Below are 25,843 nucleotides of genomic sequence, written 5' to 3' on the forward strand. Positions count from 1 at the left end.
GGCGGCGGGTGACGCAGTGTGCGAGGTTCCGCGCGCGGTGGGACCCTGCGGGCCCCGCACCACGCGCGGAACCTCGCACGCTACGAGCGCGCGGCGCGCGGCACGCTACGCGCGCCGCTACGCCGCGCTGCGGCGCGCGCGCCGCCCCTCGTGCGACCACGCGGACGACGGCAGCAGGCTCGGCGGCACCAGGCGCGACCGGAGCACCCGCGCACCGGAGGCCGAGGCGTCCAGGGCGACCCGCGCCTCCTGGACCGCCGCGAGCAACGCCGCAGCGTCCACCGACGCTGCACCGCCCGCGGCGAACCGCTCCCGGTCGACCGCGTCGACGATCGTCTCGAGGTGCGGCAGCACCGTCGCCGGCACCGACGGCCGGAGCCGCCCGAGCACCGCACGTGCCGTCCGCGCTGCTGCAGCGGCGTCACCCGGTGGCGCGAGACCCGGCGCGTAGCCGTGGTCGGCGACGTCGTCGAGCGCCTCACGCCAGGCGTTCACCGCTGGCGACCTGCCCGATCGCACCGCGCCGAGTCGCGTCCGACGGCGGAGTGCCCGGACGAGCGCCGGGGACACCAGCAGCGCGACGGCGATCACCAGCCCCACCGCGAGCCCGAGCGGTCCGTTGCCCCCACCACCGGTCGACCCGGCGGCTCCCGGCGCTGCGGACGCGCTCGGCGTCGGCGTCTCGGACGTGGCGGGAGCGGATTCGCCCGGGGCCGGCAGCGGTGTCTCCGGGGCGGCGGCCGAAGGGGTGGACGTGGCCTCGGTCGAGGGCGTCGCGGCGGCGTCGGAGTCGGGGGTCGGCTCGAACGCGACCCAGCCGGCGCCCTTGATGTAGAGCTCCGGCCACGAGTGCAGCTGCCGGTTCGACACCGTGTACTCGCCGTCGGCCTGCGTGGAGCCCGCCCGGTAGCCGACCGCGATGCGCGAGGGGATGCCGAGGGTGCGGGCCATCACCGCCATCGCCGAGGAGAAGTGGACGCAGTAGCCCTCGCGGACCTGCAGGAACTTCGCGACGACGTCCATGCTGTCGCCGTCGTAGCCCTGTTCGACCGGCGCGGTCTCGGAGTACGTGAACAGGTCGCTGCGGAACCACTGCTCCAGCGCGCGGCCCTTCTCGTAGTCGGTGGCCGCGCTGCCCGCGACGCGCTGCGCCGTCCGCGCGATGCTGACCGGCAGCTTGTCGGGGAGCTCGCGGTCCGTGCGGAGCTGGTTCGCCGAGGGGGTCGCGAACCCCCGGCCGTCGGCACGCCCGAGCAAGCCGGAGCCGGCGATCGCGTCGAGGTACTCGCCGGACCACGTCGAGGCGCCGTACACCTCGTAGGTGGCACCGCGCGGGGTGGCCGGGCCAGTGGAACGCACCGTGCTCGACTCCCCCATCCAGCGCCACTGCGACAGGTCGAGGTTCGTCGAGCGGGACTCGATCGAGACCGCGCCGGCGGGGACGGGCAGGTAGTTGCTCGACAGCCCGGTGACCCGGATCGTGACGTCGCCGCGGCTGGAGAGCCGCGGGTTGATGCCGACCGCCCACTGCTGCTGGTCGGCGGTCTCGGACTTCGCGGCGTCGGTGGTGGTCGGCACCCAGTCGCCGGTGCCGAACTCGTCGAGGTTCGCGAGCTTCAGGTACTCCGGCCGGCCGTCGGACGAGCGGTAGCGGAACACCTCGAGCTCGTTCGGCTGCCGGAGGTCCTGCCCGAGGTTGAGCAGCGTGCCGGGGCGCCCGGGCTGCACGGGCGACTGGATCGCCCCGGTGACGCCGGACAACCAGCTGGCGTTGAGCGGCACGATCGCGGGCAGTCCCACCGCGACGACGAGTCCGATCGCCCCGACGACGGCGGCGGGGAACGCCCGTTGGACCGGCCGCACCGAGAGCCAGAGCAGGACGAGGAAGGCGATGCCGGTGGCGATCACGAGCCCGGGTGCCGCGGGGGCTCCGGTGACGACGCCCGGCACGATGAGGATCACGAGCGCGGGGACGGCGGCGAGTGCGGCGGTCGGGGCGACGGCCGCGAGGAACAGCGAGACGCCGGCGACCCAGCCGATCGCGACCGTGACGATGAGCCGGATCGCGTCGGACTGCGGCAGCGGTGCGGGGTTCAGCCGGATCGCCGCGAGCGTCTCGCCGAGCGCACCGTTCCGGTCGAGCCACCCGAGTGGCTGGACGTCGTTCACGACCGCTGCGGCGCACGAGCAGACCACGAGCGCCGCGACGAGTGCCACGAACCGCACCCCGGGCGCCCGACGACGGACTGCGAGCATCGTGCCGACGAGGACGGCGGCGACGAGGACGCCGGACACCCACCACGCGACGCCCTGCACGAGGGGACGCATGGCGAGGGCGGCGATGAGGACGGGCACCGGTGCGAGTGCGACGACCCACGGGCTCGGCGAGTCCGGTCGGTCGACCCGTCGGTCGGGTTCGCGCCGCGCCTCGCCCCGGGGCGGGGCCGGACGGGTGGCGACGCCGCTCACCGGATGCTCCCGGGCGCGTGGGCACCGGCGACCGGGACCACCAGGGTCCGCCACCCGCCGCGGTCGAGGATGCCGCGCACCACCGGGTCCGGCGGGACGATGGTCGCGAGGATCCCCCGGCTCGACCCGGTCGTCGCGGAGACGAGCTCGGCGGCCTGCTCGGCGGTGCAGTTGCCGGTGACGACGGCGGTCATGCCGTGCACGTCGCGGCCGCGGACGTCCGGGAGGACCTCGGTGACCTCGCGGGCGTCGGAGCGGACTCGGACGTCGGCCAGCCCCACGAGCACGTCGGTCAGTCCGCCGGCGTCCCCCGCGTGCCGGGTGCTGCCGGACGGTCCGTCGCTGACGAGCACGACGCGCGAGGTCCGTGCGGCCAGTGCCCGTGCGACGCTCGCGGCGACGACGACCGCGTGCTCGAACGCGGCGTCGCCGCCGAGGTCCGAGAGCTCCGCCAGGTCGTCGCGGCCGAGGCGCTGGTACGACTCGCGTCGGACGTCGAGCGCGATGACGGCCTCCGGCGGCTGCGCCTGCGTGGTCTGGCGGACGTGGAGTTCGCCGCGGCGGGCGCTCTGGGCCCAGTGCACACGGCGGATCGGGTCACCCGGGCGGTAGGGACGGAGCTCGCTGTCGTCGGCCGACCCGCCCTGCCCCACCCGGCCTTCGTCGGCGGAGACGGCTCCGGCGAGCGCACCCGCGTCGAGCGACGCGAGCGGGGTCGATGCCGGGACGACGACGACCTCTTCCGCGGCGACCACCGGTCGGTCGATGCGGAGCAGGCCGAACGGGTCCTCGACGCGGATCGTCACCGGGCCGACCACGCTGCGCCCGCGGTGCATCGCCAGGGCCTCGACGTCGAGCACCGCCGGCGGGAGGTTCGGCCCGACCGCGGCGTAGGTCTCGGCGGTGGACATGCTGACGAGGGCGTCGTCGAGCTGTTCGCGCACGAGGAGCATCGACCGCGGGCCGATCGGCAGGCTCGTCCCGCCGAGGGTGATCCGCTCGCGGTACACCTCGCCGACCTGGACGATCGCGCGCGCCGTGCTCCGGCTGCCGCGCAGCGGTGCGGCGACGACGAACGCCATGACGATGCCGAGCACCACGAGCACGAGGAGCAGCAGCCCCGCGGACACCGCGACGCTCGTCGTCCCCACGAGCCCGCCGCCGATCAGCCCGATGCCGACCGCGATCACGGTCCAGCCGCGCACGGTCGGTCGGGGGAACGGCGTGCGGCGCAGCAGCGCGAGGCCCCGCCGCCCGTACCGGAGCGCCCCGGAGCGCAGGGCGCCGGCACGCAGCGCGAACGACGTCGGCGCCGGGGACCCGGACATCAGGAGCGGACGGGGGTCGCCGTGAACGGCACGGCCGTGTCGGACACGACGCGCACGACGATGTCGCGGACGGTGTCGTCGCCCGTCCCGCCGAGGGCGCGCGCGACCGGCACGAGCCGGTGCGCGAGGATGACCGGCGCCAGCGTGGCGACGTCGTCCGGCGTGACGAAGGGACGACCGAGCAGCGCGGCGTGGGCACGGGCGGCCGAGGCGAGGTGCAGCGTGGCACGCGGGCTGGCACCGAGCACGATGTCGGGGTGGCTGCGGGTGGCCCGGACGATCGCGACGATGTACGCCTCGACGTCGGGGGCGACGTGGACCGTGCGCACCGACTGGATGAGGTCGCGGAGGGTGTCCACGTCGACGATCGGACGGAGGTGCGCCAGCGGGTCGCCCCCACCGCGGTTGGTCAGCATCTGCCGTTCGGCGTCGGCGCTCGGGTACCCCATCGTCAGGCGGGCCATGAAGCGGTCGCGCTGAGCCTCGGGCAGCGGGTACGTGCCCTCCATGTCGATCGGGTTCTGCGTCGCGACGATCATGAACGGGCTGTCCAGCTTGCGCGTCACGCCGTCGACGGTCACCTGCGCCTCGGCCATGGCCTCGAGCAGCGCCGACTGGGTCTTCGGGCTCGTGCGGTTGATCTCGTCGCCGATCACGACGTTCGCGAACACCGGCCCCGGCGAGAACCGGAAGGTGCCGGACGACTGGTCGAAGATGTTCACGCCGGTGACGTCCGACGGCAGCATGTCCGAGGTGAACTGGATGCGGTTCACGGACCCGCCGACCGATGCGCCGAGCGCCTTGGCCAGCACCGTCTTGCCGACACCGGGGACGTCCTCGACGAGCAGGTGCCCCTCGGCCAGCATCACCGTCAGGGCGGTGCGGATGGCCTCGGTCTTGCCGTCGACGACGGTGGATACGGCGGCGGTGATGTCGTCACCGACGTCCCGGATGCGCTCGATCGGGAAGGCGGGGTCGGTCGGTTCCGGCACGCAGGCCTCCTCGGCTCAGGACAGGTGTCGTGCATGCTACAACGGCCCGGTGACAGGGACCGGGGGATGCGTCACCGACCGGGTCGCCGGACACACGGCGACGGACTGGAGGCGCGGGTCACGTGCGCCGATCAGCGCACGTGATCCGCGCCTCCAGTCCGGACCCCGCTGCGCGTCAGACGCGAGCCGCCAGCGACGCGTCGGCGGCCAGCAGGACCTGCGCCGCCACGGCGACGCCCTCCTCGCGCCCGAGCTCGGTGTCCTCGTGCTCGATGTTCACCCACATGTCCGGGTCCACCTCGCGCAGGGCCTCGAGGAACGCCGACCAGTACGCCTCGTCGTGCCCCTTGCCGAGCGCGACGAAGTCCCACGCGGACGGCTTCGGCCACTCGTTCGCCCACTCGTCCCCGCCGAGGTTCGTGCGCGGCTCGTCCGGCGAGAGCCGACGGAACGAGTTGTCGAGCACGCCGTTGATCGCGGCCTGCGGGTTGATCCGGACGTCCTTCGCGGCGGCGTGGAACACGAGCGGCCCGAGATCGCGGACGACCGCCACCGGGTCCATCTGCTGCCAGAACAGATGCGACGCGTCGAGCTCGACGCCCACGTTGGTCAGCCCGCCGCGCTCGACGAGCTCGCGGATCGTGGCCGGGTTGAAGACGACGTTCTGCGGGTGCAGCTCGAGCGCGACCTTGACCCCGTGCTCGCGGGCGAGGGCGTCGATCTCCTGCCAGAACGGCACCGCGACGCTCCACTGGTACTCGATCACGTCGAGCGCGGCGGAGTTCCAGGCGTTCACGATCCAGTTCGGCCGGGTGCCGCCGGGTTCCCCCGCGGGGAGACCCGACATCGTCACGACCCGGTCCTGGCCGAGACGGGCCGCGAGCCGGATGCTGCGGCGGACGTCCTCCGCGTGCTTCGGCCCGATCTCCGGGTCCGGGTGCAGCGGGTTGCCGTTGCAGTTCAGGCCGGCGATCGAGACGCCGGTCCCGTCGAACTGCGCGAGGAAGGCGTCGCGCGCCGCGTCGTCGTCGAGGATCTCGTCGACGTTCGGCACGTGCACCGGCGGCAGGAACCCGCCGGTGTTCAGCTCGATGCCGGTGAGGCCGTTGCCCGCGATGGCCTCGAGCGCCGCGGCGAGCGGGCGGTCGTGGAAGATCGCGTTGTAGAGACCGAGCTTCATGCGTGTGCTCCTCCGGTGACGGACGCTGCGGTGAGGTCGACGGTTGCTCCTCCGTCGGCAGCGGACCGGGCCACCGCGTCGAGGATCTCCATGTTGTGGACGCCGTCGTCGAACGTGGCGTTCGCCGGCAGCGGGTCGGCCGTGTTGCCCACGACCTCGTCGAGGAAGGCACGCGCCTGGTACTCGAACATCTGGTTCTGCCCCCAGCCGACACCGGGAGCGTCCATCGCCATGCCGCCGGCGACGTAGGGGTGGTCCGGGCCGAGGACGACCTGACGGTAGCCGCCGAGACGGGAGCCGTCGGACTGCAGCGCGAGTCCGATCTCGGATGCGCGCTCCTGGTCCCAGCGTGCGGCGCCGCGCTCGCAGAACACCTCGACGACGAGGCCGTTCGGGTGCGAGGTCGCGACCCGGGAGACCTCGAGCGAACCGACCACCGAGCCGTCGCCGAAGCGCGCGTTGAACGTGGCGTAGTCGTCGTTCTCGACGTCGGCGAACTCCCCGGTCAACGGGACGGCCTGGCCACGGAGGGCGAATCCGGCGGCGATCGGCCGCTTGGTGATGGCCGTGGTGAACATGCCGCCGTTGACGCTCTGCACCTCGCCGGCCAGGAACTCGGCGACGTACGCGAGGTGCGACCCGACGTCGGCGAGGGCACCGGTCCCCAGGGCCCCCGCGAAGCGCCACGAGAACGGGACGTCGGGCGAGGAGCCGTAGTCGGTCCAGTAGCGCGCGGAGACGTGCAGGACGCGACCGAGGGTGCCGTCCTCGACGAGCTGCTTGATCGCCGCGAGCCCGGGAGCGCGTCGGTAGGTGAAACCGACGCGGGCGGTGAGACCACGACCGGCCGCGAGCGAGGCCGCGGACGCCATCGCGCGGGCGTCGTCGAGCGAGTCCGAGAGCGGCTTCTCGCACAGCACGTGCTTGCCGGCCGCGAGGAGCCCCTCGACGATCTCGCGGTGCAGCGTGTTCGCGACGACGACGCTCACCACGTCGATGTCGTCGGCCTCGGCGATCGCTCGCCAGTCGGTGTCGTGCCGGTCGTACCCGAAGCGCGTCGCAGCCCCGGCCGCGAGCGGTTCGTAGACGTCGCCGACCGACACGAGCCGGACGGGCGGCAGCGTGTGACCGAACAGGGACGGTGCGTTCCGCCACGCGGCCATGTGGGCCTTGCCGGCCATGCCGGCGCCGATGACGGCGACGCCGATGCTGTCGCTCATGTTCTCTCCCTCGAGAAGTCGGTGATGGCTCTGGAACGTTCCAGAGAGCGTCGGTAGACTGTAGACGCACCCACCCATGTCCTGTCAAGGAGCCGCGTGTCCCGACCACCGACGATCATCGACGTCGCGACCCGTGCCGGTGTCTCGAAGTCGCTCGTCTCGATGGTGATGCGCGACGACCCCGGCGTCTCCGACACCCGCCGGGCAGCCGTCCTCGCCGCGGCCGCCGAGCTCGGCTACCGCCCCAACCGTGCCGCCGCGATCCTCGCCGGCACGCGGACGCGCACGATCGGCGTCGTCGTCGACGACTTCCGGAACCCCTGGTACGTCCCGATGCTCGACGGCATCCGCGACGCGCTCGCCCCGCACGGCCTGCGCCTCACGCTCGCGGACACCCGCGCGAACGCCCACCTCGACTCCTCCCCGTTCGACGACCTCGTCTCGCTCCGCGTCGACGGTGTCGTGCTCGCCGCCGAGGGCTTCCCCGACCTCGTCGTCCCCGCGGACACCCCGGTCGTCATCGCCGGCGCACGCGCCGACGTCCCGGGAGGACTCGACGTCGTCGCCTCCGACGAAGCCGCCGGCGGACGCCTGGCCGCGGACCACCTGGTCGGACTCGGTCACCGCCGCATCGCCCACGTCACCGGCTCGGGAGGCCCGGCTGCCGTCCGCCGCGAGGCCACCGTCGCCCGGATGGTCGCCTCCGGCATCGAGCCACTGGTGTACGGCGAGGGACCGACGTCGGAGCAGACCGGCTACCGCGGCACCGTCCGCGCACTGGAGGACCACCCGGACCTGACCGCGGTGTTCGCGGCGAACGACGTCATGGCGATGGGCGCGATCGCCGCCGTGCACGAGGCCGGGCTCCGGGTACCGCAGGACGTGTCGGTCATGGGCAACGACGAGACCCCGCTCGCCGCGTCACCCCTGCTGCGCCTGACGACGGTGGACCCGCACAACGACGAGGTCGGGCGACTCGCGGCGGACCGGCTCGTCGAGCTGATCGGTGCAGCCGAGCGGCCGGAGCCGACCCGGGTCCTCGTGCCGCCGTCGCTCGTCGTCCGGTCGACGACCGCTCCCCCACGCGCCCGCTGACCGTCCGGACGGCGGGCATCCCCCGGTCGCCGGCTGACGGGCGTCCGCCGGTCGCCGCCTGACGGGCGTCCGCCGGTCGGTGCCGATCCCGTCACGGCGCGAGCTGCACCCAGCGCCCCTCGGAGACGACCCGGACCGAGCCACCGTCGACCGCCACGGCGGTCTGCTCGTCGATGGCGTAGGCGGTCGGAACGCCGATCTCGGCCGCCCACCGCTCGGCGTTCTCGAGGGTGTTCTCCGGGAACGCGTCGAGGTGCGGGAAGATCGAGAAGTCGACGACTCCCAACGTCACGTCGTCGACCGCTGACGGCCACGCGACGAAGGACGCGCCGATGCGCGGCGTCATGACCATGCTGCCGGCGCTCACGCCCACCCACACCGTGTCGGGCAACGAGGGCAGCAGGTCCGCGAGCCCGGATGTCCGCATCCAGTGGGCGAGGTAGGTGGCGTCCCCGCCGTCGACCAGCAGGACGTCGGCTCCCGTGACCCACCGCCGCCACCGCTCGGGGTCGATCGTCGGCAGCGCCGTGAGCTCCAGCACGCCGATCGACGCCCAGCCGAGGCCGGTGAAGGCGCGGGAGTCGGGACCGCCGGCCACCAGGTCCCGGACCGAGGCCGGTCCACACATCGGATGCCCCCACTGCGCCGTGGGGACGACGAGGGCGTTGGCCTCCTCGACCGGTTTGCCGAGCATCGACACGAGCGCGGCGTGGATCGTCGGGTTGGTGACGCCTCCCGAGGTCAGCAAGAGCTTCACGTCGCCTCCGATCCAGGCAGTTCCAGCGTGTTCAGGGACCACAGTGCCACGCCGTGCAGCCCGAGGTCCTCGGCGAGCGCGACCCGCGCCCGGTAGGAACGTGCGTCGGACCAGTGCAGCTCGCGGCCGTCGTCCAGCGTCGCCGACCACTCGCCGGTCCGGGCCGACCACCGGGCATCGTCGCCCGCGAGCTCCCGCGCCCGCGCCGGGCTCACCTGCGCGTCACCCGAGCCACTCCACACGTACCCGTACCCCGCGATGCCGAGGTCGATCCGGTCGGCCGGGACGCCCGAGCGTTCGGCCGCATCGACCACCCGCTCCGCCCACGGCAGGGACCCGATGGTGCCGGCACCGCTCCAGGGCCCGTGCTGGTCGTACGTCATCAGGACGAACCGGTCGACGTGGTCCGCGAGCGCACCGAGGTCGTACCCGGTGTCGCGGTAGCCCCGCTCGTCCGTCGAGGCCATGACCGCGATCGACACCTCGGCGTCCGACCCGAGCCGCTCGTGCACGGCGTCCTCGAGCGTCGCGGCGAACGCCACGAGCCCGGCACGGTCGCGACTCCGGAGCGACTCGAGGTCGATCTGCACGCCGCGCATGTGCGCATCGGACGCGAGTTCCGCCAGGCGCTCGGCGACCCGCGAGCGGTTCCCGGCGTCCGACAGCAGCGCGGTGCCGACCTCGGGTGAGAAGTCCCCGATCGACTCGGAGAAGTTGCTGACGAGCAGTTCGGGTGCGGCTCCACCGTCATTTGCCGTACGGGCGAGTGCACCGACGCCAGCCGGCAGGTCGTTCAGCCCGGCACCGTCGTCCGCCACCGTGACGCCGTCGATCCCGATCGTCGTCGCACGACGGGACGCGTCCGAGACCGTCACCGCCGATCCGTCACCTGGTTCGACGTACGCCTCGACAGCGAGGTCGGCGTCGGGACCCTGCGTGCCGACGCAGCCACCGAGGGCCAGCGCGACCACGACCGCGCCGCCGACCACGAGTCCTGTCCGCCGCACCACCCGCTCACCGTAGCGTGCGGGGCGGGACCGAGCCGCGCCTCCTGGACCTCAGACGGTGGCACCCTCGAGCCGGTCGACCGCGACGGCGAGCTCCTCGAGCTCGGGGACCTCGCGCGCCTCGGCGAGCGCTTCCTCGAGCGCGGCTGCGTGCACGGGCGTGGCCTCGTCGAGGAGCCGTTGGCCCGCGTGCGTGAGCTCCGTGTAGAGCCCGCGGCGGTCGTCGGCGCAGAGCACGCGGGTGAGGAGGGCGCGCTCCTCCAGGCGGTTCACGAGCCGGGTCGTCGCACTCGGGCTGAGCGCTGCCGCCCGAGCGAGCTGCTGCATGCGCATGTGGAAGCCGTCCTGGCGGCGGAGGGCGTCGAGCACCGTGAACTCGACGACCGACAGGTCGACCGCGCGCAGCGCCCGCTCGAGCCGCGTCTCGATGAGGCCGTGCAGGGCCGCGAGCGTGCGCCAGCCGTGGGCGCGGACGGCGACGGAGGAGTCGTCGACGGACATGAGGGGCCTCCTGGTGTGCTTCCGGGCAGGATTGGTTGCTTGCGCGGATACCCCGCGTGTGCAACTATCGATATCCCGCGTCTGCAACAACCAGCGTACGCGGCCCAGCTGCACCGCACAACGGAAGGACATCCATGCCCGCGGGACTCATCGCCCTCGCACTCGGCGGATTCGGCATCGGCCTGACCGAGTTCGTCATCACCGGGCTCCTGCCCGAGGTCGCCGCCGACTACGGCGTGACCGAGACCACCGCCGGGTGGCTCGTCACCGGGTACGCCCTCGCGGTCATCGTCGGCGCGCTCGGACTCACCGCCGCGACCACCCGGCTCCCCCGCAAGCCGGTGCTCATCGGGTTGCTCGTGCTGTTCGTGATCGGCAACACCCTGTCCGCCCTCGCGCCGGTGTACGGCGTGATGATGCTCGGCCGGGTCATCGCGGCCCTCTGCCACGGGGCGTTCTTCGGCATCGGCTCGGTGGTCGCGTCGAACATGGTCGCGAAGGAGAAGCGGGCGTCCGCGGTCGCCCTGATGTTCACCGGGCTCACCGCCTCGAACGTGCTCGGCGTCCCGTTCGGCACCTTCCTCGGTCAGGCTCTCGGCTGGCGCGCCACGTTCTGGACCATCGCGGCGATCGGTGTCGTCGCCCTCGTCGGGGTCGCCCTGCTCGTCCCCACCGTCCGCTCGGCCGACGCCACGGTCCCCTCCCTCCGCCGGGAGCTCGGCGCCTTCCGCTCCGGCCAGGTGTGGCTCTCGCTCGGCATCACCGTGCTCGGCTACGGCGGGATGTTCGGCGCCTTCACCTACATCGCGTACACGCTGACCTCGGTGTCCGGGTTCTCGTCGGGCGCCGTGCCGTGGCTGCTCATCGTGTTCGGCATCGGGCTGTTCGTCGGCAACTTCGCGGGCGGCAAGCTCGCGTCCCGGTCGATCGACGGCACGCTGCTCGTGGTGCTCGTCGTCCTCACGGTGGTGCTCGCCGTGTTCGCGGCAGTGGCGGCCTCGCCCGTGCTCACCGTGATCGCGCTCGTGCTCATGGGGGCGTTCGGGTTCGCCACCGTGCCGGCGCTGCAGACGCGGGTGATGCAGTACGCGGACCACGCGCCGACCCTGGCGAGCGGGGCGAACATCGCGGCGTTCAACCTCGGGAACGCGCTCGGCGCCTGGATCGGTGGGCTCACGATCGCGGCGGGGCTCGGGTACACGTCGCCGATCTGGGCGGGGGCCGGGATCACGGCGGCGGCCGTGGTGCTGACGTCCGTCGCAGCGGGCGCGGCGCGGCGCGCGCGCTCGCGCGGCGCGGTGCCGACGGGCAGCGTCGCGACGGTCTGACGCGCGGGGCGGGGGCGCGGGGCGCGGGGCGCGCGGGGCGCTCCGCGAGGTTTCGTGAGCAGAAATGGTCGGGTCATGTGCGCGCACCCGACCATTTCTGCTCACGAGGTGCGTGGACGTCACGGCGCGCACGCACGGACGGGAGGTGCGGTGCGGGCTGGCACCGCGCCTCCCGTCCGGCGGCGGTCGCGATGCGCCCGGCCTCGGTGTTCCACGGGAACGACGAAACCCCGGTCCTGGAGGACCGGGGTTTCGTGTGCCGCGGAGACGGAGGGATTTGAACCCTCGGTCCCCTCAAAGGGGACTCCACCTTAGCAGGGTGGTGCACTCGGCCGGACTATGCGACGTCTCCAAGCACTCTCGCGAGCGCTCCCACCACCATACAGGAGGTCGAGCACTGTCTCGACACCGACCCTGCGTCGGGCGCACGGAAGGGTCCCCCGAAGTGGGGACAGTCGGGGGTTGTCCACCCGTACCCCGGTCAATAGCATCGTCGAGGCGCGGCCATCACATTCCGGGGTCTCACCCCGTCGCCGCGACACAGCACCGATGTCGCTCCTGGGCGGCGAGCCCGACGCGCGCCCGATCGCGCGAGGCTCAGACCGAGGAGTGACCAGGGGGCGCGGCCCACCACCGCGCCCCCGCTCTCGGTGGTTCGAGTGAGCGGGCGGTTCTTCGCGCTGGGCGACATCTCACGGGCCGGGGAGCGCGTGGAGTGTCGGTGAGCGCGAAACCTCGGGGACGGGGGTCAGGAGCCGAACGCCTTCGAGCAGGTCTGCTCGTCGGCGGACTGCCCCTGCAAGCCGTCGAGGGTCTCGGCCGGAGCCGTCGCCGCGGGGCTGCTCGCGGGCGCGGTGGCTCCGCCGGCAGCGGCACCGGCTGCACCTGCGCTCGCACCATCCGTACCGAGGTCCGCACCCGAACCGGCAGCCGCGCCCGCGCCGCTCGCACCCGTGCCCGATCCCGCGCCGACAGCCGAGCCACCGGCACCCGAAGCCGACCCCGCGCCCGCGGCCGTGCCCGCAGAGGCTCCCGCAGCGGACCCCGCAGCGGATCCCGCGGCCGACGTCCCGGCGGCGGACTCCGCGCCCGCCGCGCGCTCCGCCCCGATCCCGGTGCTGTCCGCGCCGAGCGAGAACGACTGGTCCGCCCGGATCTTCGCGAACAACTGCGCCGCGAGCTCTGCCGACGGCTGCACCTTCCCCGAGTACACCCCCGTGCCACCGGTCGTCCCCGGGTACTGCACGAAGTTGACCTGCGCGAGCGGGAGGTCCTGGAGCGCCCGCCCCATCTCCACCATCGTGCCGGCGTCGTTCAGGCTCTGCGACAGCTGCATGTTCGAGGCCGCTGCCCGGGCCAGCTTGTACAGGGTGGGCGGCGAGGTGAGGGTGTCGTTCGACTTCACCGTGCGCAGCAGCGAGGACAGGAAGGCCTGCTGGCTGGAGATCCGCCCGAGGTCCGAGCCGTCTCCCACACCGTGCCGGGAGCGGAGGAACGCCAGCGCCTGGTCACCCTGCAGCGTCGAGGTGCCCTGCGGCAGGTCGAGCCCCGTGTAGCGGTCGTGGATCGGCTGCGCGACGCACACCGGCACACCGCCGATCGCGTTCGACATCTCGATGACGCCCTGGAACGACACCGCCGCCGAGTACTGCACGTCGAGGCCGGTCAGCCCCTGCACGGTCTGCACGACGCAGTTCAGCCCGCCCTCGCCCCACGCACTGTTGATCGGCTGCGCTGCCATGGCGGGTGTCGTCCCGGAGCCGTCCTGCTTGCGGCACGCGGGGATCGGCGTGACGAGGTCGCGCGGGATGCTCACCGCGGTGGCGTTGGTGTGGTCGGCCGAGACGTGCAGCAGGATGTTGACGTCGTTCAACGTGGCGTCGCGTTCGCCGTACGCCGTGCCCTGCTCGGGGTCGTTGTCCGTGCCGACGACGAGCATGTTGAAACCGCCCTGGTACGAACTCAGCGCTGCCGGTCCCTTCGCCGGCTGCGCTGGCTGCCCCTGGATCGCGACGCCGTCGCCGAAGTCGTCGGTGACCTGCTTGGCGGCGATCGCGGCGACCGACGCCGTGCTCACGAGGGCGACCGCGGCCACGCCGGAAAGTACCTTCATCGCGGTGCCGACGGGGTTGCGGTGTCGGAGACGTCCGTGCCGTGCGATCCCGGTCGCTCGGTTCAGCCGGTGGGATCGGTCGCGGACGTCGTTCACGGGCACTCCTGTCGTGTGCGGACACGGTGCGTGCTCGAGCGGACGAGCACGCGGGCAGTGCCCTCCCTGTCGGGCACCGTGGGGTCCCGCGCTGGCCCGGTCGGTCCCGGTGCCGCGGGGACGGCAACCGGACCACCCTGCCATGCGCCCGCCTGTCGATTCAGTGCGAGCAGCCCCGGAATCCGCGGTGAGTGCTCAGGCGGCCGCCCGGAACCGTTCCGGCAGGCCGATCAGGGCATCGGCGAGCTCGACCAGAGCCACCGCGCACTCGTCGAGCGCGTCCCGCTCGGCCGCGGTGGTCGCGCGTTCGGCGATCTTCCGGCGTTCCCGACGAGCGACCACGGCGTCGATCCCGTTCGCCAGCGCCACGTCGTCCGTGAAGAACGCGTCGAGCACGGCACGCTGCGACAGGAGCCAGTCGGCACTGACGGCCGCACCGCTTCGACGGAGCCACCACGAACCGAGCTCGACGAAGACCCCGCCCTCGGTCACGCACTCGCGGAGCCAGGCGACGTCGAAGCGATCCGCACACCGCACCGCGCCCGCCGAGGGCTCGGTGATCATCGTCCGCGCGATCCGGATCCGCTCGATCATGTGGTCGACGGTCCAGTGCGCGACGACCACCCCGACGTACCGCTGCACCGAGACGAGCCGCAGGTTCTCGAGCGGCACGAGCGCTTCGCGCACCGGCGTCCGGGACACCCGCATGTCCGCCGCGATCGTGTCGAGCCGGATCCGCTGGCCACGGCGGTAGACCCCGCGCAGCACGTTGTCGAGCAGCCGCGCGAAGACCGCGTCCCGCAGCAGACTGCGTCGGATGCCGTGCGGGTCGTCGTCGTCGCGACCCGGTCGGTGCTGTGCTCGCTCCATGCCGCCAGGATCACGCACGGCCCACGCCGCCGGCTTCGCGAGTGGTCGGCCCGTGGACCGTGCAGGACACTGTCGTGCTGTGGAGGACTGCCATGCGAGGACGATGACAGACCCCGGAGCGCGGCGCTAAACACTCCGCATACGGAATACTACTTCCGCGCCGCGTCCGCCTCCTTGGTCAGGACCGACAGGGGTTGTGTGACGTCCTCGAGCCCCTTCCGGGCCGCGTCGACGCCGAAGATCAGCGCCACGACGCCGCCCGCGATCATCACCGCGGACCCGAGCAGGTACCCCCAGAACAGCGGCTCGCGGGACGACCCGTCGCCGATGAGCGCGCCGTAGATGAGCGGAGCGACGGCACCGAAGATCTGCGCCAGCGCGAAGAAGTACGAGATCGCCTGCGACCGGAGCTCGAGCGGGAAGATCTCGCTCACGGTCAGGTAGGCGCTGGACGCACCCGCCGAGGCGAAGAAGAACGAGATGCACCAGAAGACGACCTGCACGCCGGCGCTGATCGCGTCCGCCTGGAACAGGAACGCCGAGGTGGCGAGCACGAGCCCGGACACCAGGTACGTCGAGAAGATCATCTGCCGACGACCCCAGGTGTCGAAGAACCGACCGAGGATGATCGGTCCGAGCAGGTTGCCGATCGCGAACGGGAAGAAGTACACGCTCGTCTCGGCGGTCTTCAGGCCGAAGAAGTTCGTGAGCACCAGGGCGTAGGTGAAGAAGATCGCGTTGTAGAGGAACGCCTGCGTGATCATCATCGTCGCGCCGACCAGGGTCCGGGTCGGGTACTGCCGGAACAGCACCTTCACGATCGTCCGGAACTTCACGTTCTCCGTCGGCGTGACGGTCATCGCCTTGGACTCGTCGACCTCCGGCAGCCGGTGCCCGGTGGACTTCTCGACCGACTCCTCGATCTGCGTGACCGTCGCCTCGGCTTCCTCCTCACGTCCGTGCGTCATGAGCCACCGCGGACTCTCCGGGATGTGCCGCCGCAGGAAGATGATCGCGATGCCGAGCACCGGGCCGAGGAAGAAGCCGATGCGCCAGCCGATGTTCTCGGCGAAGTTGGCCGTGTCGAGCAGGTAGATGTTCGCGAACGCGCCGAGTGCCGCGCCGCCCCAGTAGGTGCCGTTGATCGCGATGTCGACGTGCCCGCGGTACTTCGCGGGGATGAGCTCGTCGATCGCCGAGTTGATCGCGGCGTACTCGCCGCCGATGCCGAGCCCGGCGACGAACCGGAAGGCCGCGAGGAACCAGAAGTCCTGCGCGAGCCCCGCGATGCCGGAGCCGATCAGGTAGATGGCCAGCGTGAGGATGAAGAGCTTCCGACGACCCAGCCGGTCGGACATCCGACCGAAGACGATCGCGCCGACGACCTGCCCGACGAGGTAGATGGTGCCGAGCGAGGTCACCTGCTGCGTCGACAGGTCCAGGTCGGCCTGGAACCCGGCGTTCGACACGATCTGGATCTCGAGGCCGTCGAGGACCCACGAGACGCCGAGTCCCACCACGACACTCCAGTGGAACCGTGTCCACGGCAGTCTGTCCATCCTGGCGGGGACCAGGCTCTTGATCGCCCCGTTCGTCGTGCTGCTCACGAGAGGGGAACGTACGCCCAGATCGACGAGATGGTTCAGATCCGGAAACGAACGGGTTCCGGGCTCGGAGCCGGATCCCCCTAATCGAATCCGGCTCCGATGCCGGAACACCAATCATTGCAATTGCTATGAAAACTCACAAGCAGGTGGCCTGGAGGCGCGGTGCCAGCCCGCACCGCGCCTCCAGGCCCGAACGGCGTAACGTCGAAGAGGTGACCCGACCCGACATCCGAACGGTCGGCGAGCTCCGCACCTCTGGCCACCTCCAGAAGACGGTCCGCGCCGAGATCCGCGACAACCTGCTCAGCGCCCTCCGCGAGGGCCGCGACCCCTGGCCCGGCCTCCACGGCTTCGCCACCACCGTCGTCCCGCAGCTCGAACGCGCCCTGATCGCCGGGCACGACGTCGTCCTGCTCGGCGAACGCGGACAGGGCAAGACCCGACTCCTCCGCACCCTGCAGGGCCTGCTCGACGAGTGGACGCCGGTGATCACCGGCTCCGAACTCGGCGAGCACCCGTACGAACCGATCACGACGGCGAGCATCCGCCGGGCCGCGGACCTCGGCGACGCCCTGCCCATCAGCTGGCGGCACCGCGACGACCGCTACGTCGAGAAGCTCGCGACGCCGGACACGAGCGTCGCGGACCTCATCGGCGACGTCGACCCGATGAAGGTCGCCGAGGGCCGCAGCCTGGGTGACCCCGAGACGATCCACTTCGGCCTCGTCCCCCGGGGCCACCGCGGCATCGTCGCCATCAACGAGCTCCCCGACCTCGCCGAGCGCATCCAGGTCGCGATGCTCAACGTGATGGAGGAGCGCGACGTCCAGATCCGCGGCTACGTCCTGCGGCTGCCGCTCGACGTGCTCGTGGTCGCCAGCGCGAACCCCGAGGACTACACGAACCGCGGTCGGATCATCACCCCGTTGAAGGACCGCTTCGGCGCCGAGATCCGCACCCACTACCCGATCGAGCTCGAGGACGAGATCGCCGTGATCCGCCAGGAGGCGCGGCTCACCGCCGACGTGCCGGACGCGCTGGTCGAGATCCTCGCCCGGTTCACGCGTGCCCTGCGCGGATCGAGTGCGGTCGACCAGCGCAGCGGCGTCAGCGCCCGCTTCGCGATCGCCGGCGCGGAGACGATCTCCGCCGCCGCGGTGCACCGCGCTGCGCGGCAGGGTGAGGAGCACGCGGTCGCGCGGCCGATCGACCTCGAGACCGCGATCGACGTCCTCGGCGGGAAGATCGAGTTCGAGAACGGCGAGGAGGACCGCGCCGACGAGGTGCTGGAGCACCTGCTCCGGACCGCGACCGCCGAGACCGTCCGGGCGCGCTTCCGCGGGCTCGACTTCGCGGTCCTCGTCGAGGCGCTCGACGGGGGCACGATGGTGACCACGGGTGAGCAGGTCAGCGCCCGCGCCTTCCTCGAGGGCCTGCCGTCGATCGGCGAGTCCGACCTGTACGACCAGATCTGCGAACGGCTCGGAGCGACCGACGACGGCGAGCGTGCCGGCGCCATCGAACTCGCGCTCGAGGGGCTCTTCCTCGCCCGGCGGATCAGCAAGGAGTCCGGCGGGGGCGAAGCCGTCTATGGCTAGGGCGAACCGACGCCTGGCGCGGGACGCGCGCTACGGGAAGTACGAGGACGGCCCGGACCCGCTCGCTCCCCCGGTCGACCTGGCCGAGGCGCTCGACGCCATCGGCGAGGACGTCATGGGCGGCACCTCGCCCGAGCGCGCCATCCGGGAGTACCTGCGCCGCGGCGGTCAGGACCAGCGCGGCCTCGACGACCTGGCCCGCCGCGTGGCCGAGCGTCGTCGCGAGCTGACGGCGAAGAACAACCTCGACGGCACCCTGCAGCAGGTCAAGCAGCTGCTCGACGAGGCCGTGCTCGCGGAACGCGGACAACTCGCCCGCGACACCGAGATCGACGACGGCGACCGAGCCCTCGCCGAGATGCAGCTCGACAGCCTGTCGCCGTCGCCCGCCACCGCGGTGCAGGAACTGAGCGGCTACGACTGGACGAGCCCGTCCGCGCGCCAGAAGTACGAGGAGATCAAGGACCTGCTCGGCCGCGAGGTGCTCGACCAGCGGTTCGCCGGCATGAAGCAGGCGCTCGAGGGCGCCACCGACCAGGACCGCGAGGACGTCGCCGCGATGATGCGCGACCTCAACACCCTGCTCGAGGACCACCGTGCGGGGACGGACACGCAGGAGCAGTTCGACGCGTTCATGGCCGAGCACGGGCAGTACTTCCCGTCGGACCCGCAGAACGTCGAGGAACTGCTCGACGACCTCGCTGCCCGGGCGGCCGCGGCGCAGCGCATGCGCAACTCGATGACCCAGGAGCAGCGCGACGAACTCGATGCCCTCGCCCAGCAGGCGTTCGGCTCCCCCGACCTGATGGGACAGCTCGCCCAGCTCGACGACACCCTCCGCTCGCTCCGGCCGGGCGAGGACTGGGGCGGCTCCGAGCGGATGGAGGGCGAGCAGGGCCTCGGGCTCGGCGACGGGACCGGGGTCTTCCAGGACATCGCCGACCTCGACGCCCTGGCCGACCAGATCGCGCAGGCCGGACCGGGCTCCGACCTCGACGACCTCGACCTCGACGCCCTCGGCCGCCAGCTCGGGAACGACGCCGTCGTCGACGCGAGGACCCTGCAGCAGCTCGAGAAGGCCCTGCGCAACTCCGGTGCGATGCGCCGCGGTGCCGACGGGCAGCTCCGGCTCACCCCGAAGGCGATGCGGCAGCTCGGGAAGAGCCTGCTCCGGGACGTCGCCGAGCGCATGTCCGGCCGCCAGGGTGCCCGAGACCTCCGCCGCTCCGGTGCGTCCGGCGAACCCTCCGGTGCGACCCGGCAGTGGCAGTACGGCGACACCGAGCCGTGGGACGTCACCCGGTCGATCACGAACGCGCTCACACGCACGGCTGCCTCGGGACGGATGGGCCCCGGCGTCCGCCTGGAGATCGACGACGTCGAGGTGCAGGAGACCGAGGCACGGACGCAGGCCTGTGTCGCCCTGCTCGTCGACACCTCGTTCTCGATGGCGATGGAGGACCGGTGGGTGCCGATGAAGCGCACCGCGCTGGCACTCCACACCCTCGTTTCCACACGGTTCCGCGGCGACGACCTGCAGCTCATCGCCTTCGGCCGCGAAGCCGAGGTGATGGAGATCGAGCAACTCGTCGGCCTCGACGCGATGTGGGACAAGGGCACCAACCTCCACCACGCCCTGCTGCTCGCGAACCGGCACTTCCGGAAGCACCCGACCGCCCAGCCCGTGCTGCTCATCGTCACCGACGGCGAGCCCACCTCGCACCTCGAACCGAACGGCCAGGTGTGGTTCGGGTACCCGCCGGACCCGATCACGATCGCGCTGTCCGTCCGGGAGCTCGAGAACGCCGGACGGCTCGGCGCGCAGACGACGTTCTTCCGGCTCGGCGACGACCCGGGGCTGGCGCGTTTCATCGACGCGATGGCGAAGCGGGTGGACGGCAAGGTCGTCGCGCCCGAGAACGACGACCTCGGCGTCGCGGTGGTCGGGTCGTACCTGGGATCGCGCCGCGGTGGAGCGCTCTTCCGGGACGACTGGACAATCTGAAGGCAGGGTCTGTTCCTCGGGCGATGTCGGTCGTATGCTGACGCCACAGCTGCCCCAGACCCCGGCCGCGATCACCGCTCCACCTGACCGACCTCGTCGGTGAACCGACCACGTCGGTGAACCGACCACGTCGGTGAACCGATGCTGTCGGGACACCGACAGCGTCGGTGAGGTGGTGATGACCGACCGATGGCACCTGATCCGTCCTCGGCCGGTCGACCCCCGTGGGGTCCCGGAGGGCAACGGCGCGCTCCGTCCGACCGCCACGGGTCACCGCGCCCCGGCAGGCGGGACGCGGTACGGGTCGGTGGGTTCCGCACCCGACGGAACCCGCCGACCCGATCTCTGCACCGACGGCCGAGCGGTTCGCTAGAAGAGCGGCCAGGGCACGGCGGGCCCGTGTCCCGGTGGCGGCGGGAACAGCCCGACCGCCCGCAGCGCCGCGCACCGGGCGCGCAGGGTGTCGACCTCCGCCACCGTGAGGTGCTCGTCGAGTGCGGCACCGAGATCGCCGTGCAGCGCGTCGGTCACCCGGTCGATGCCCTCGAGCTCGTCCGCGTCGAGCGGTTCGCCGATCCACCCCCACAGCACCGAGCGCAGCTTGTGCTCGACGTGGAAGGTCAGCCCGTGGTCGACACCGAAGCGGTGACCGTCCGGCATCGCGAGGACGTGCCCGCCCTTGCGGTCGGCGTTGTTCACCACGACGTCGAACACCGCCATCCGCCGCAGTGCGGTCGTGTCCTCGTGCACGAGGGTCACCGGACGGTCCGCTTCGTCGATCGCCTCGAGCACCGGCCGCCATCGGGGTGCGCCGTCGCCGGACAGCTCGGCCTCGGCGTCCTCGGTGGGGACGAGGTCGACCGCGTCCTGCTCGGGATCGACGTCCTGCCACCGCTGGACCATGCCGCGGCCGAACGGCCCCTCGCCCATCCACGTCGGGGGGACGACGTCCCAGCCGAACGCCTCGGACACGAGGTACGCCGCGACCTCTCGATCGGCGAGGGTGCCGTCCGGGAAGTCCCAGAGCGGTCGCTCCCCCTCGATCGGCTTGTAGACGACCGCCTCGCCGTCGAGGTCGGCGAGGAAGGTGGCGTTCGAGGCTTCCCGGATGCGTGCCCGGATGGACAGCGACCCGTCGCTCATGCGGCCCCTGGGGGACGGCCGGCGGCCACGATCTCCCGCGTGCGCTCGACGAACGCGCGAGCGGTGCCGACCGGGATCTTCACCTGGAACAGCTCGGCGGGCTCGGGGATCTCGACCACGGCCTCGATCTCCTCGCCGTCCTCGGTCGTCTCGGCGACGATCTCGAGCTCGTCGTCGATGGGGTACGCCTCGATCACCACCTGGGCGGTGGCGGGGTCGAACCCGAGGCTCAGGGCGCCGGCACGGAACTCGGCCTCGACCGGCTGGTCGAGCGGTTCACCGTCACGGAGTTCTGCGGGCGCGGACGGCGGGACGCTGAACCGGTTGTCCTCGACGGTCGCGACCTCGTCCAGGAGCTCGTCGATCTTGTCCGCGAGGACGGCCGACTGCTCCTTCTCGAGCGCGACGCTCGTGACACGGCGGCCGTCACGCGCCTGGATGTAGAAGGACCGCTCGCCCGGACGGCCGACGGTCCCGACGACGAGACGGTCCGGCCAGTCGAAGCCGTGCACGATGGTGGGCATACCCCGCATTGTAGGAGCGCCGGGCGACAGTCGTTCAGGCTCCGGCAGGAGCCGGCCCGGTGGCGGGGTCGTCGTGGCCGGCGCCGCCCCCGACCGCGGCGTCCGCGCTCGGCGCCGGTGCGGCCGCGAGCCACGTCAGGTCGCCCGACTCGGTGTTCGAGGCGACGACCTCGGGACGGTGCTCGCCGTAGCGCACGATGGACACCGACGCCGGTCCGACCGCGATGCGCTGGAACAGGTCGAGGTGCATGCCGAGCGCGTCGGCGAGCACGGACTTGATCACGTCGCCGTGGCTCACCGCGACCCAGACGGCGCCCGGACCGTGGGCGGCCTCGACCTCGGCGTCGATCCGGCGGACGGCGGCGACGGCGCGCGACTGCATCCCCTGCATGGACTCCCCGCCGGGGAACACGACGGCGCTCGGGTTCGCCTGGACCGTCCGCCAGAGCGGCTCCTTCGCGAGGTCTGCGAGCTTCCGGCCCTGCCAGTCGCCGTAGTCGCACTCCGTGATCGCCCGCTCGATGCGGGTCTCCGGCTCGCCCGCCTGGCGTCCGAGCAGCGCGCGGGCGGTCTGCCGACACCGTTCGAGCGGGCTGGACACGACCGCGGCGAGCGGGACCGCGGCGAGTCGTCCGGCCGTCCGTGCGGCCTGTTCGCGGCCGACGGCGTCGAGCGCCACCCCTGCCGTCCGTCCGGCGAGGACGCCGGTCGCGTTCGCGGTGGTGCGTCCGTGCCGGACGAGGAGGACGGTCGCCATGTGCCCGATCCTAGGCCGCGATGCGCCCGTCGCCCGTCGCCGCGTCGGACACCACCCGTCCGTCGACGACGGTCACGAGCGAGTCGAGCGCGCCCCGGTGCACGAGGTCGTGCGTCACGAGCAGCGTCGCGGTGCCGCGCTCGTGGGTCAGCTGCGCGATGAGCGACATGATCGCCGCGCCGCGCTCCTGGTCGAGTGCGCTCGTGGGTTCGTCGACGAGCAGGACCTCCGGCTCGTGCACGAGTGCGCGGGCGATCGCGATCCGCTGCCGTTGCCCACCGGACAGCTGGGCCGGTCGCTTGTCGGCGTGCCCGGACAGCCCGACCGCGTCGATCAGGTCGTCGGCCCGATCGCGGACCGCCGCACTCCGCCGCCCGGCCCGCGGGCCGCCGAGGTGCGCCATGACGAGGAGCTGCTCGCGGGCGGTCAGCGACGGCAACAGGTTCGACTGCTGGAACACGATGCCGATGCGTTCCCGTCGGAGCGCGGTGGCCTCGTCCCGCGACAGCGCGGCGGCGTCGACCGCGTCGCCCCGCGCACCGGTGATGACCACGCGGCCGGAGTCCGGCCGGATGAGCGTCGCCGCGACGGCCAGGATCGAGGACTTGCCGGAGCCGGAGGGGCCGGTGATCCCGGTGACCTCGCCGGTGCGTGCCGTCAGCGAGACGTGGTCGACCGCGGTGACGTGGCGGTCGCCGTCGGGGAAGGTGAGGGTGACGTCGTCGAGGGTGATCATCGGTTGCTCCCGAGTGCGGTGAGGGGGTCGGCGGCGGTGACGGTGCGGAGGGCGACCGCGGCTCCGGCGAGCCCGAGGGCCGCCATCGCGATCGCTGGGACCAGCGTGGTGAGCGGGCTGAGCAGGAACGGCAGCGCACCGCCGGCGAGCGCCCCGAGTCCCACGACAGCGGCGGTCCCGACGCCGATGCCGACGACGAGCACGACGAGCGCCTGGCCGAGGGCGTCCCGGACGAGCGACCGGGTGCTCGCACCGAGTGCCTTCAGGACGGCGACGTCGCCCGCGCGCTGCATGGTCCACACCGTGAAGAAGGCGCCGACGACGAGGGCGGAGACGCCGAACAGCATCGCGATCATCAGGGCGAGCGAACCGACCTCCGACCGGAACGTCTCGAGGGCGGTGAGCGAGCCGAGGTGCGACGAGGCCGACGTGTGGGTCGCGGTGGCGACGGCGTCCCAGTCGGGCGACCCGCTCACCGCGAGGACGGTGGGGTCGCCGTCGCCCCCGAGCCGCCGATCGGCCGCGGACCAGGCGTCCGGGGTCATCGCGAGGACCGGCGTGTGGCTGTACCAGGCGTCGCCGCCGACGGAGGCGACCCGGTAGGTGGTGCCCGTGATCGTCACGTGGTCGCCGACGTCGACCCCGAGGTCGGCGGCCGCGCCGGCGGAAAGGCCGACCTCGTCGTCCCGCGTCGGCGCGAGCGAGGCGACCGAGCCACGCGCGTCGGCCGAGCCGCCGCGGCCGCCGTGGCCGCCGGCGGACGCCAGCCCGAACAGGGCGACCCCGACCGCCGACCCGTCGTCGTGACCCGACGTCGCCCGCCCCTGGACGATCCCGACCGGGACCACCTCGTCGACGCCGGCCGCCGTCTGCCAGCCGACCCGCGCCTCCTGGCCGATGGTCGACTCGCCGAAGGACGGCTGCCCGTCGGACGGTTGCTGCAGGACCAGTCGGTCACCCGGCAGGTCGAGCACGGCCGAGACGTTCTGGGCGGCGAGTCCGCCGGTGAGGCCCGCGAGGAACCCCACGAGCAGGGTGATGAGCGCGACGACGGAGCCGATGAGCACGAAGCGTCCGCGAGCGAACCGGAGGTCGCGCCAGGCGACGAACACGATGGTCCCTTCCCGGGTCACGGACCCTCCGCGACCACGCCTCCAGCCTCGCCGTGCCGGTCCCACCGGACATCGTCGACCGGACTGGTCCCCCGATCGAACTTTCGGTTGATCCGGTCCCGCACCCGGCTCCGTACGCTGGGACCGTCATGGCGCACAGCACGCTCACCCCGGTCTTCGTCGGTCTCCGGACCGGCCTGCACGTGCTGTCCGCCGCGCTCCTGACCCTCGTCGTCATCCGTGTGCTGGTGAGCGACGGCCCGCGGCCATGGGTGCCCCTCGGGCTGAGCGTCGTCTTCGCCGGCGTCTACCTGCTCGGCGCCGTCGCCGCCCGCACCGCCGAGCGCCGTCGTGCGATCGCCGGCGCGGTCTGGCTCGTCGCGCTGAGCCTCGTCTGGATCGCCCTGCTGGTGCTCGTGCCCGAGGCCGCGTACCTCGTCTTCCCGCTGTTCTTCCTGTACCTGCACGTCCTCCCCCGCGTGGTCGGTCCGGTTGCCGTCGTGGTCGCCACCCTCGTCGCGGTCGTCGCGCTCGGTCTGCACGGCGGGTTCACGGTCGGCGGGGTCGTCGGCCCGCTCGTCGGCGCCGGTGTGGCGTTGCTCATCGGGCTCGGGTACCGCGCCCTCGCGCGCGAGGCCTCGGAGCGCGAGGCGCTCGTCGCCGAACTCATCGCGACCCGTGACCGCCTGGCCGCGACCGAGCGTGAACAGGGCGTCCTCGCCGAGCGGGCTCGCCTCGCCCGCGAGATCCACGACACCGTCGCGCAGGGCCTGTCGAGCATCCAGATGCTCCTGCACGCTGCGGAACGCGCGGACGGCGAGCGCCCCGGGCTGGAGCACATCCGGCTCGCACGTGACACCGCGGCGGACGGACTCGCCGACACCCGGCGGTTCATCCGTGAGCTCACGCCGCCGTCGCTCGACCAGGGGCTCCCGGCGGCGCTCGGGCGGCTCGCCGAGCAGCAGTGGTCCGGCGACGGCCTGACCGTGACCGTCGACGTGCCCGACGTGGTGCTGCCGATGGACGTCCAGACGGCGCTGCTGCGCATCGCCCAGGGCGCGGTCGCGAACGTGGTGCAGCACGCGCACGCCACGCACGTCGCGCTGTCGCTCGCGGTCGACGGCCAGGAGGCGCGACTGACGGTCTCGGACGACGGCGTCGGTTTCGACCCGGTCACCGCCCTGTCGCGGGCGGTCGCGTCCGACTCGTTCGGCCTGCGCGCGGCCCGGGACCGCGTCGGCCAGTTCGGCGGACGGCTGGAGATCGACTCGGCGCCCGGACGCGGCACCACCCTCGTCGCCGTCCTGGAGGTGCCGTGATCCGGATCCTGATCGCCGACGACCACCCGGTCGTGCGGGCCGGCCTGCGCGCGCTGCTCGACGCGGAGGACGACCTCGAGGTCGTC

21 protein-coding genes, 1 tRNA gene and 1 pseudogene are annotated in these 25,843 nt (G+C 72.7%); 6 read left to right on the plus strand and 17 right to left on the minus strand.

The genetic code is table 11. The annotated features are described in order from the left end of the window. Positions 1–117 precede the first annotated feature (117 nt). From BIV03_RS13145 to BIV03_RS13165, 5 genes are all read right to left on the minus strand, one after another. Entirely contained in the window at positions 118–2,469 is a 2,352-nt protein-coding gene (locus tag BIV03_RS13145) for a DUF3488 and transglutaminase-like domain-containing protein (protein ID WP_071296025.1), read from the minus strand. Further along, a complete protein-coding gene (locus BIV03_RS13150; protein ID WP_071296026.1) occupies positions 2,466–3,797 on the minus strand; it encodes a DUF58 domain-containing protein in 1,332 nt (443 codons plus the stop codon). Before BIV03_RS13150 ends, BIV03_RS13145 begins: the two co-directional genes overlap by 4 nt. Next, on the minus strand, positions 3,797–4,789 hold the full coding sequence (locus BIV03_RS13155; protein WP_083403424.1) for a MoxR family ATPase: 993 nt from the start codon (positions 4,787–4,789) through the stop codon (positions 3,797–3,799). The genes BIV03_RS13150 and BIV03_RS13155 overlap by 1 nt, the downstream gene beginning before the upstream one ends. A gap of 175 nt (positions 4,790–4,964) precedes the next feature. Further along, positions 4,965–5,969: a sugar phosphate isomerase/epimerase gene (locus BIV03_RS13160; RefSeq protein ID WP_071296027.1), complete on the minus strand. Its 1,005-nt coding sequence runs from the start codon at positions 5,967–5,969 to the stop codon at positions 4,965–4,967. After that, entirely contained in the window at positions 5,966–7,189 is a 1,224-nt protein-coding gene (locus BIV03_RS13165) for a Gfo/Idh/MocA family protein (RefSeq protein ID WP_071296028.1), read from the minus strand. The genes BIV03_RS13160 and BIV03_RS13165 overlap by 4 nt, the downstream gene beginning before the upstream one ends. Positions 7,190–7,285: 96 nt before the next feature. Between BIV03_RS13165 and BIV03_RS13170 the strand changes: the two genes are divergently transcribed. Next, on the plus strand, positions 7,286–8,284 hold the full coding sequence (locus BIV03_RS13170; RefSeq protein ID WP_083403425.1) for a LacI family DNA-binding transcriptional regulator: 999 nt from the start codon (positions 7,286–7,288) through the stop codon (positions 8,282–8,284). Between the two features lie 91 nt (positions 8,285–8,375). On the opposite strand, the gene BIV03_RS13175 is transcribed toward BIV03_RS13170, so the two are convergent. The 3 genes from BIV03_RS13175 to BIV03_RS13185 are packed head-to-tail and all read right to left on the minus strand — an operon-like array spanning position 8,376 to position 10,549. Beyond that, the gene (locus BIV03_RS13175; protein ID WP_071296030.1) at positions 8,376–9,041 is read right to left on the minus strand and encodes a Type 1 glutamine amidotransferase-like domain-containing protein; all 666 of its coding nucleotides are present in this window, start codon (positions 9,039–9,041) and stop codon (positions 8,376–8,378) included. After that, complete coding sequence (locus BIV03_RS13180) at positions 9,038–10,051, minus strand: glycosyl hydrolase family 18 protein (protein WP_083403426.1); 1,014 nt, start codon at positions 10,049–10,051, stop codon at positions 9,038–9,040. The genes BIV03_RS13175 and BIV03_RS13180 overlap by 4 nt, the downstream gene beginning before the upstream one ends. A gap of 48 nt (positions 10,052–10,099) precedes the next feature. Continuing rightward, on the minus strand, positions 10,100–10,549 hold the full coding sequence (locus tag BIV03_RS13185) for a MarR family winged helix-turn-helix transcriptional regulator (RefSeq protein ID WP_070418145.1): 450 nt from the start codon (positions 10,547–10,549) through the stop codon (positions 10,100–10,102). A gap of 134 nt (positions 10,550–10,683) precedes the next feature. Here BIV03_RS13185 and BIV03_RS13190 point away from each other — a divergent pair, with 134 nt between their 5' ends. After that, complete coding sequence (locus BIV03_RS13190; RefSeq protein WP_071296031.1) at positions 10,684–11,877, plus strand: MFS transporter; 1,194 nt, start codon at positions 10,684–10,686, stop codon at positions 11,875–11,877. 262 nt (positions 11,878–12,139) lie between these two features. On the opposite strand, the gene BIV03_RS13195 is transcribed toward BIV03_RS13190, so the two are convergent. The 4 genes from BIV03_RS13195 to BIV03_RS13210 all read right to left on the minus strand — a co-directional run bounded on the left by BIV03_RS13195 (position 12,140) and on the right by BIV03_RS13210 (position 16,563). After that, a tRNA-Ser gene (locus BIV03_RS13195) sits at positions 12,140–12,229 on the minus strand. A gap of 396 nt (positions 12,230–12,625) precedes the next feature. Continuing rightward, positions 12,626–14,086, minus strand: a complete 1,461-nt coding sequence (locus BIV03_RS13200) for an LCP family protein (protein ID WP_254790891.1) — start codon at positions 14,084–14,086, stop codon at positions 12,626–12,628. Between the two features lie 195 nt (positions 14,087–14,281). Then, on the minus strand, positions 14,282–14,956 hold the full coding sequence (locus BIV03_RS13205; protein ID WP_071296032.1) for a GntR family transcriptional regulator: 675 nt from the start codon (positions 14,954–14,956) through the stop codon (positions 14,282–14,284). Between the two features lie 149 nt (positions 14,957–15,105). Then, positions 15,106–16,563 carry an MFS transporter gene (locus BIV03_RS13210; RefSeq protein ID WP_368073351.1) on the minus strand — a complete coding sequence of 486 codons (1,458 nt, stop codon included), beginning with the start codon at positions 16,561–16,563 and terminating at the stop codon, positions 15,106–15,108. Positions 16,564–16,775: 212 nt separating this feature from the next. Here BIV03_RS13210 and BIV03_RS13215 point away from each other — a divergent pair, with 212 nt between their 5' ends. Together BIV03_RS13215 and BIV03_RS13220 are read left to right on the plus strand one after the other, a co-directional pair. Continuing rightward, positions 16,776–18,161, plus strand: coding sequence for an AAA family ATPase (locus tag BIV03_RS13215; protein ID WP_070418142.1), 1,386 nt, complete (start codon positions 16,776–16,778; stop codon positions 18,159–18,161). Further along, positions 18,154–20,166, plus strand: coding sequence for a VWA domain-containing protein (locus BIV03_RS13220; protein ID WP_092386028.1), 2,013 nt, complete (start codon positions 18,154–18,156; stop codon positions 20,164–20,166). Before BIV03_RS13215 ends, BIV03_RS13220 begins: the two co-directional genes overlap by 8 nt. Positions 20,167–20,535: 369 nt before the next feature. Here BIV03_RS13220 and BIV03_RS13225 read toward each other — a convergent pair whose 3' ends face one another. Genes BIV03_RS13225 through BIV03_RS13245 form a run of 5 tightly spaced genes read right to left on the minus strand, consistent with a single transcriptional unit; the run spans position 20,536 to position 24,438 of the window. Continuing rightward, the gene (locus BIV03_RS13225) at positions 20,536–21,309 is read right to left on the minus strand and encodes an SCO1664 family protein (protein ID WP_070418141.1); all 774 of its coding nucleotides are present in this window, start codon (positions 21,307–21,309) and stop codon (positions 20,536–20,538) included. Next, positions 21,306–21,833: a DUF3090 domain-containing protein gene (locus BIV03_RS13230; protein WP_070418140.1), complete on the minus strand. Its 528-nt coding sequence runs from the start codon at positions 21,831–21,833 to the stop codon at positions 21,306–21,308. Before BIV03_RS13230 ends, BIV03_RS13225 begins: the two co-directional genes overlap by 4 nt. A 34-nt stretch (positions 21,834–21,867) precedes the next feature. Beyond that, complete coding sequence (locus tag BIV03_RS13235; RefSeq protein WP_071296033.1) at positions 21,868–22,590, minus strand: histidine phosphatase family protein; 723 nt, start codon at positions 22,588–22,590, stop codon at positions 21,868–21,870. 10 nt (positions 22,591–22,600) lie between these two features. Beyond that, complete coding sequence (locus BIV03_RS13240) at positions 22,601–23,326, minus strand: ABC transporter ATP-binding protein (protein ID WP_071296034.1); 726 nt, start codon at positions 23,324–23,326, stop codon at positions 22,601–22,603. Then, positions 23,323–24,438 (minus strand): FtsX-like permease family protein, encoded by a 1,116-nt coding sequence (locus tag BIV03_RS13245; RefSeq protein WP_071296044.1) that lies wholly within the window; start codon positions 24,436–24,438, stop codon positions 23,323–23,325. Before BIV03_RS13245 ends, BIV03_RS13240 begins: the two co-directional genes overlap by 4 nt. Before the next feature lie 149 nt (positions 24,439–24,587). On the opposite strand from BIV03_RS13245, the gene BIV03_RS13250 reads away from it, so the two are divergent. Together BIV03_RS13250 and BIV03_RS20135 are read left to right on the plus strand one after the other, a co-directional pair. After that, a complete protein-coding gene (locus tag BIV03_RS13250) occupies positions 24,588–25,757 on the plus strand; it encodes a sensor histidine kinase (protein WP_071296035.1) in 1,170 nt (389 codons plus the stop codon). Beyond that, positions 25,754–25,843, plus strand: a pseudogene (locus BIV03_RS20135) (response regulator transcription factor); the annotation flags it as partial. The gene BIV03_RS13250 and the pseudogene BIV03_RS20135, both read left to right, overlap by 4 nt.

The sequence above is a fragment of the Curtobacterium sp. MCBA15_016 genome (assembly GCF_001865105.1).
In the GTDB taxonomy this organism is placed as follows: domain Bacteria; phylum Actinomycetota; class Actinomycetes; order Actinomycetales; family Microbacteriaceae; genus Curtobacterium.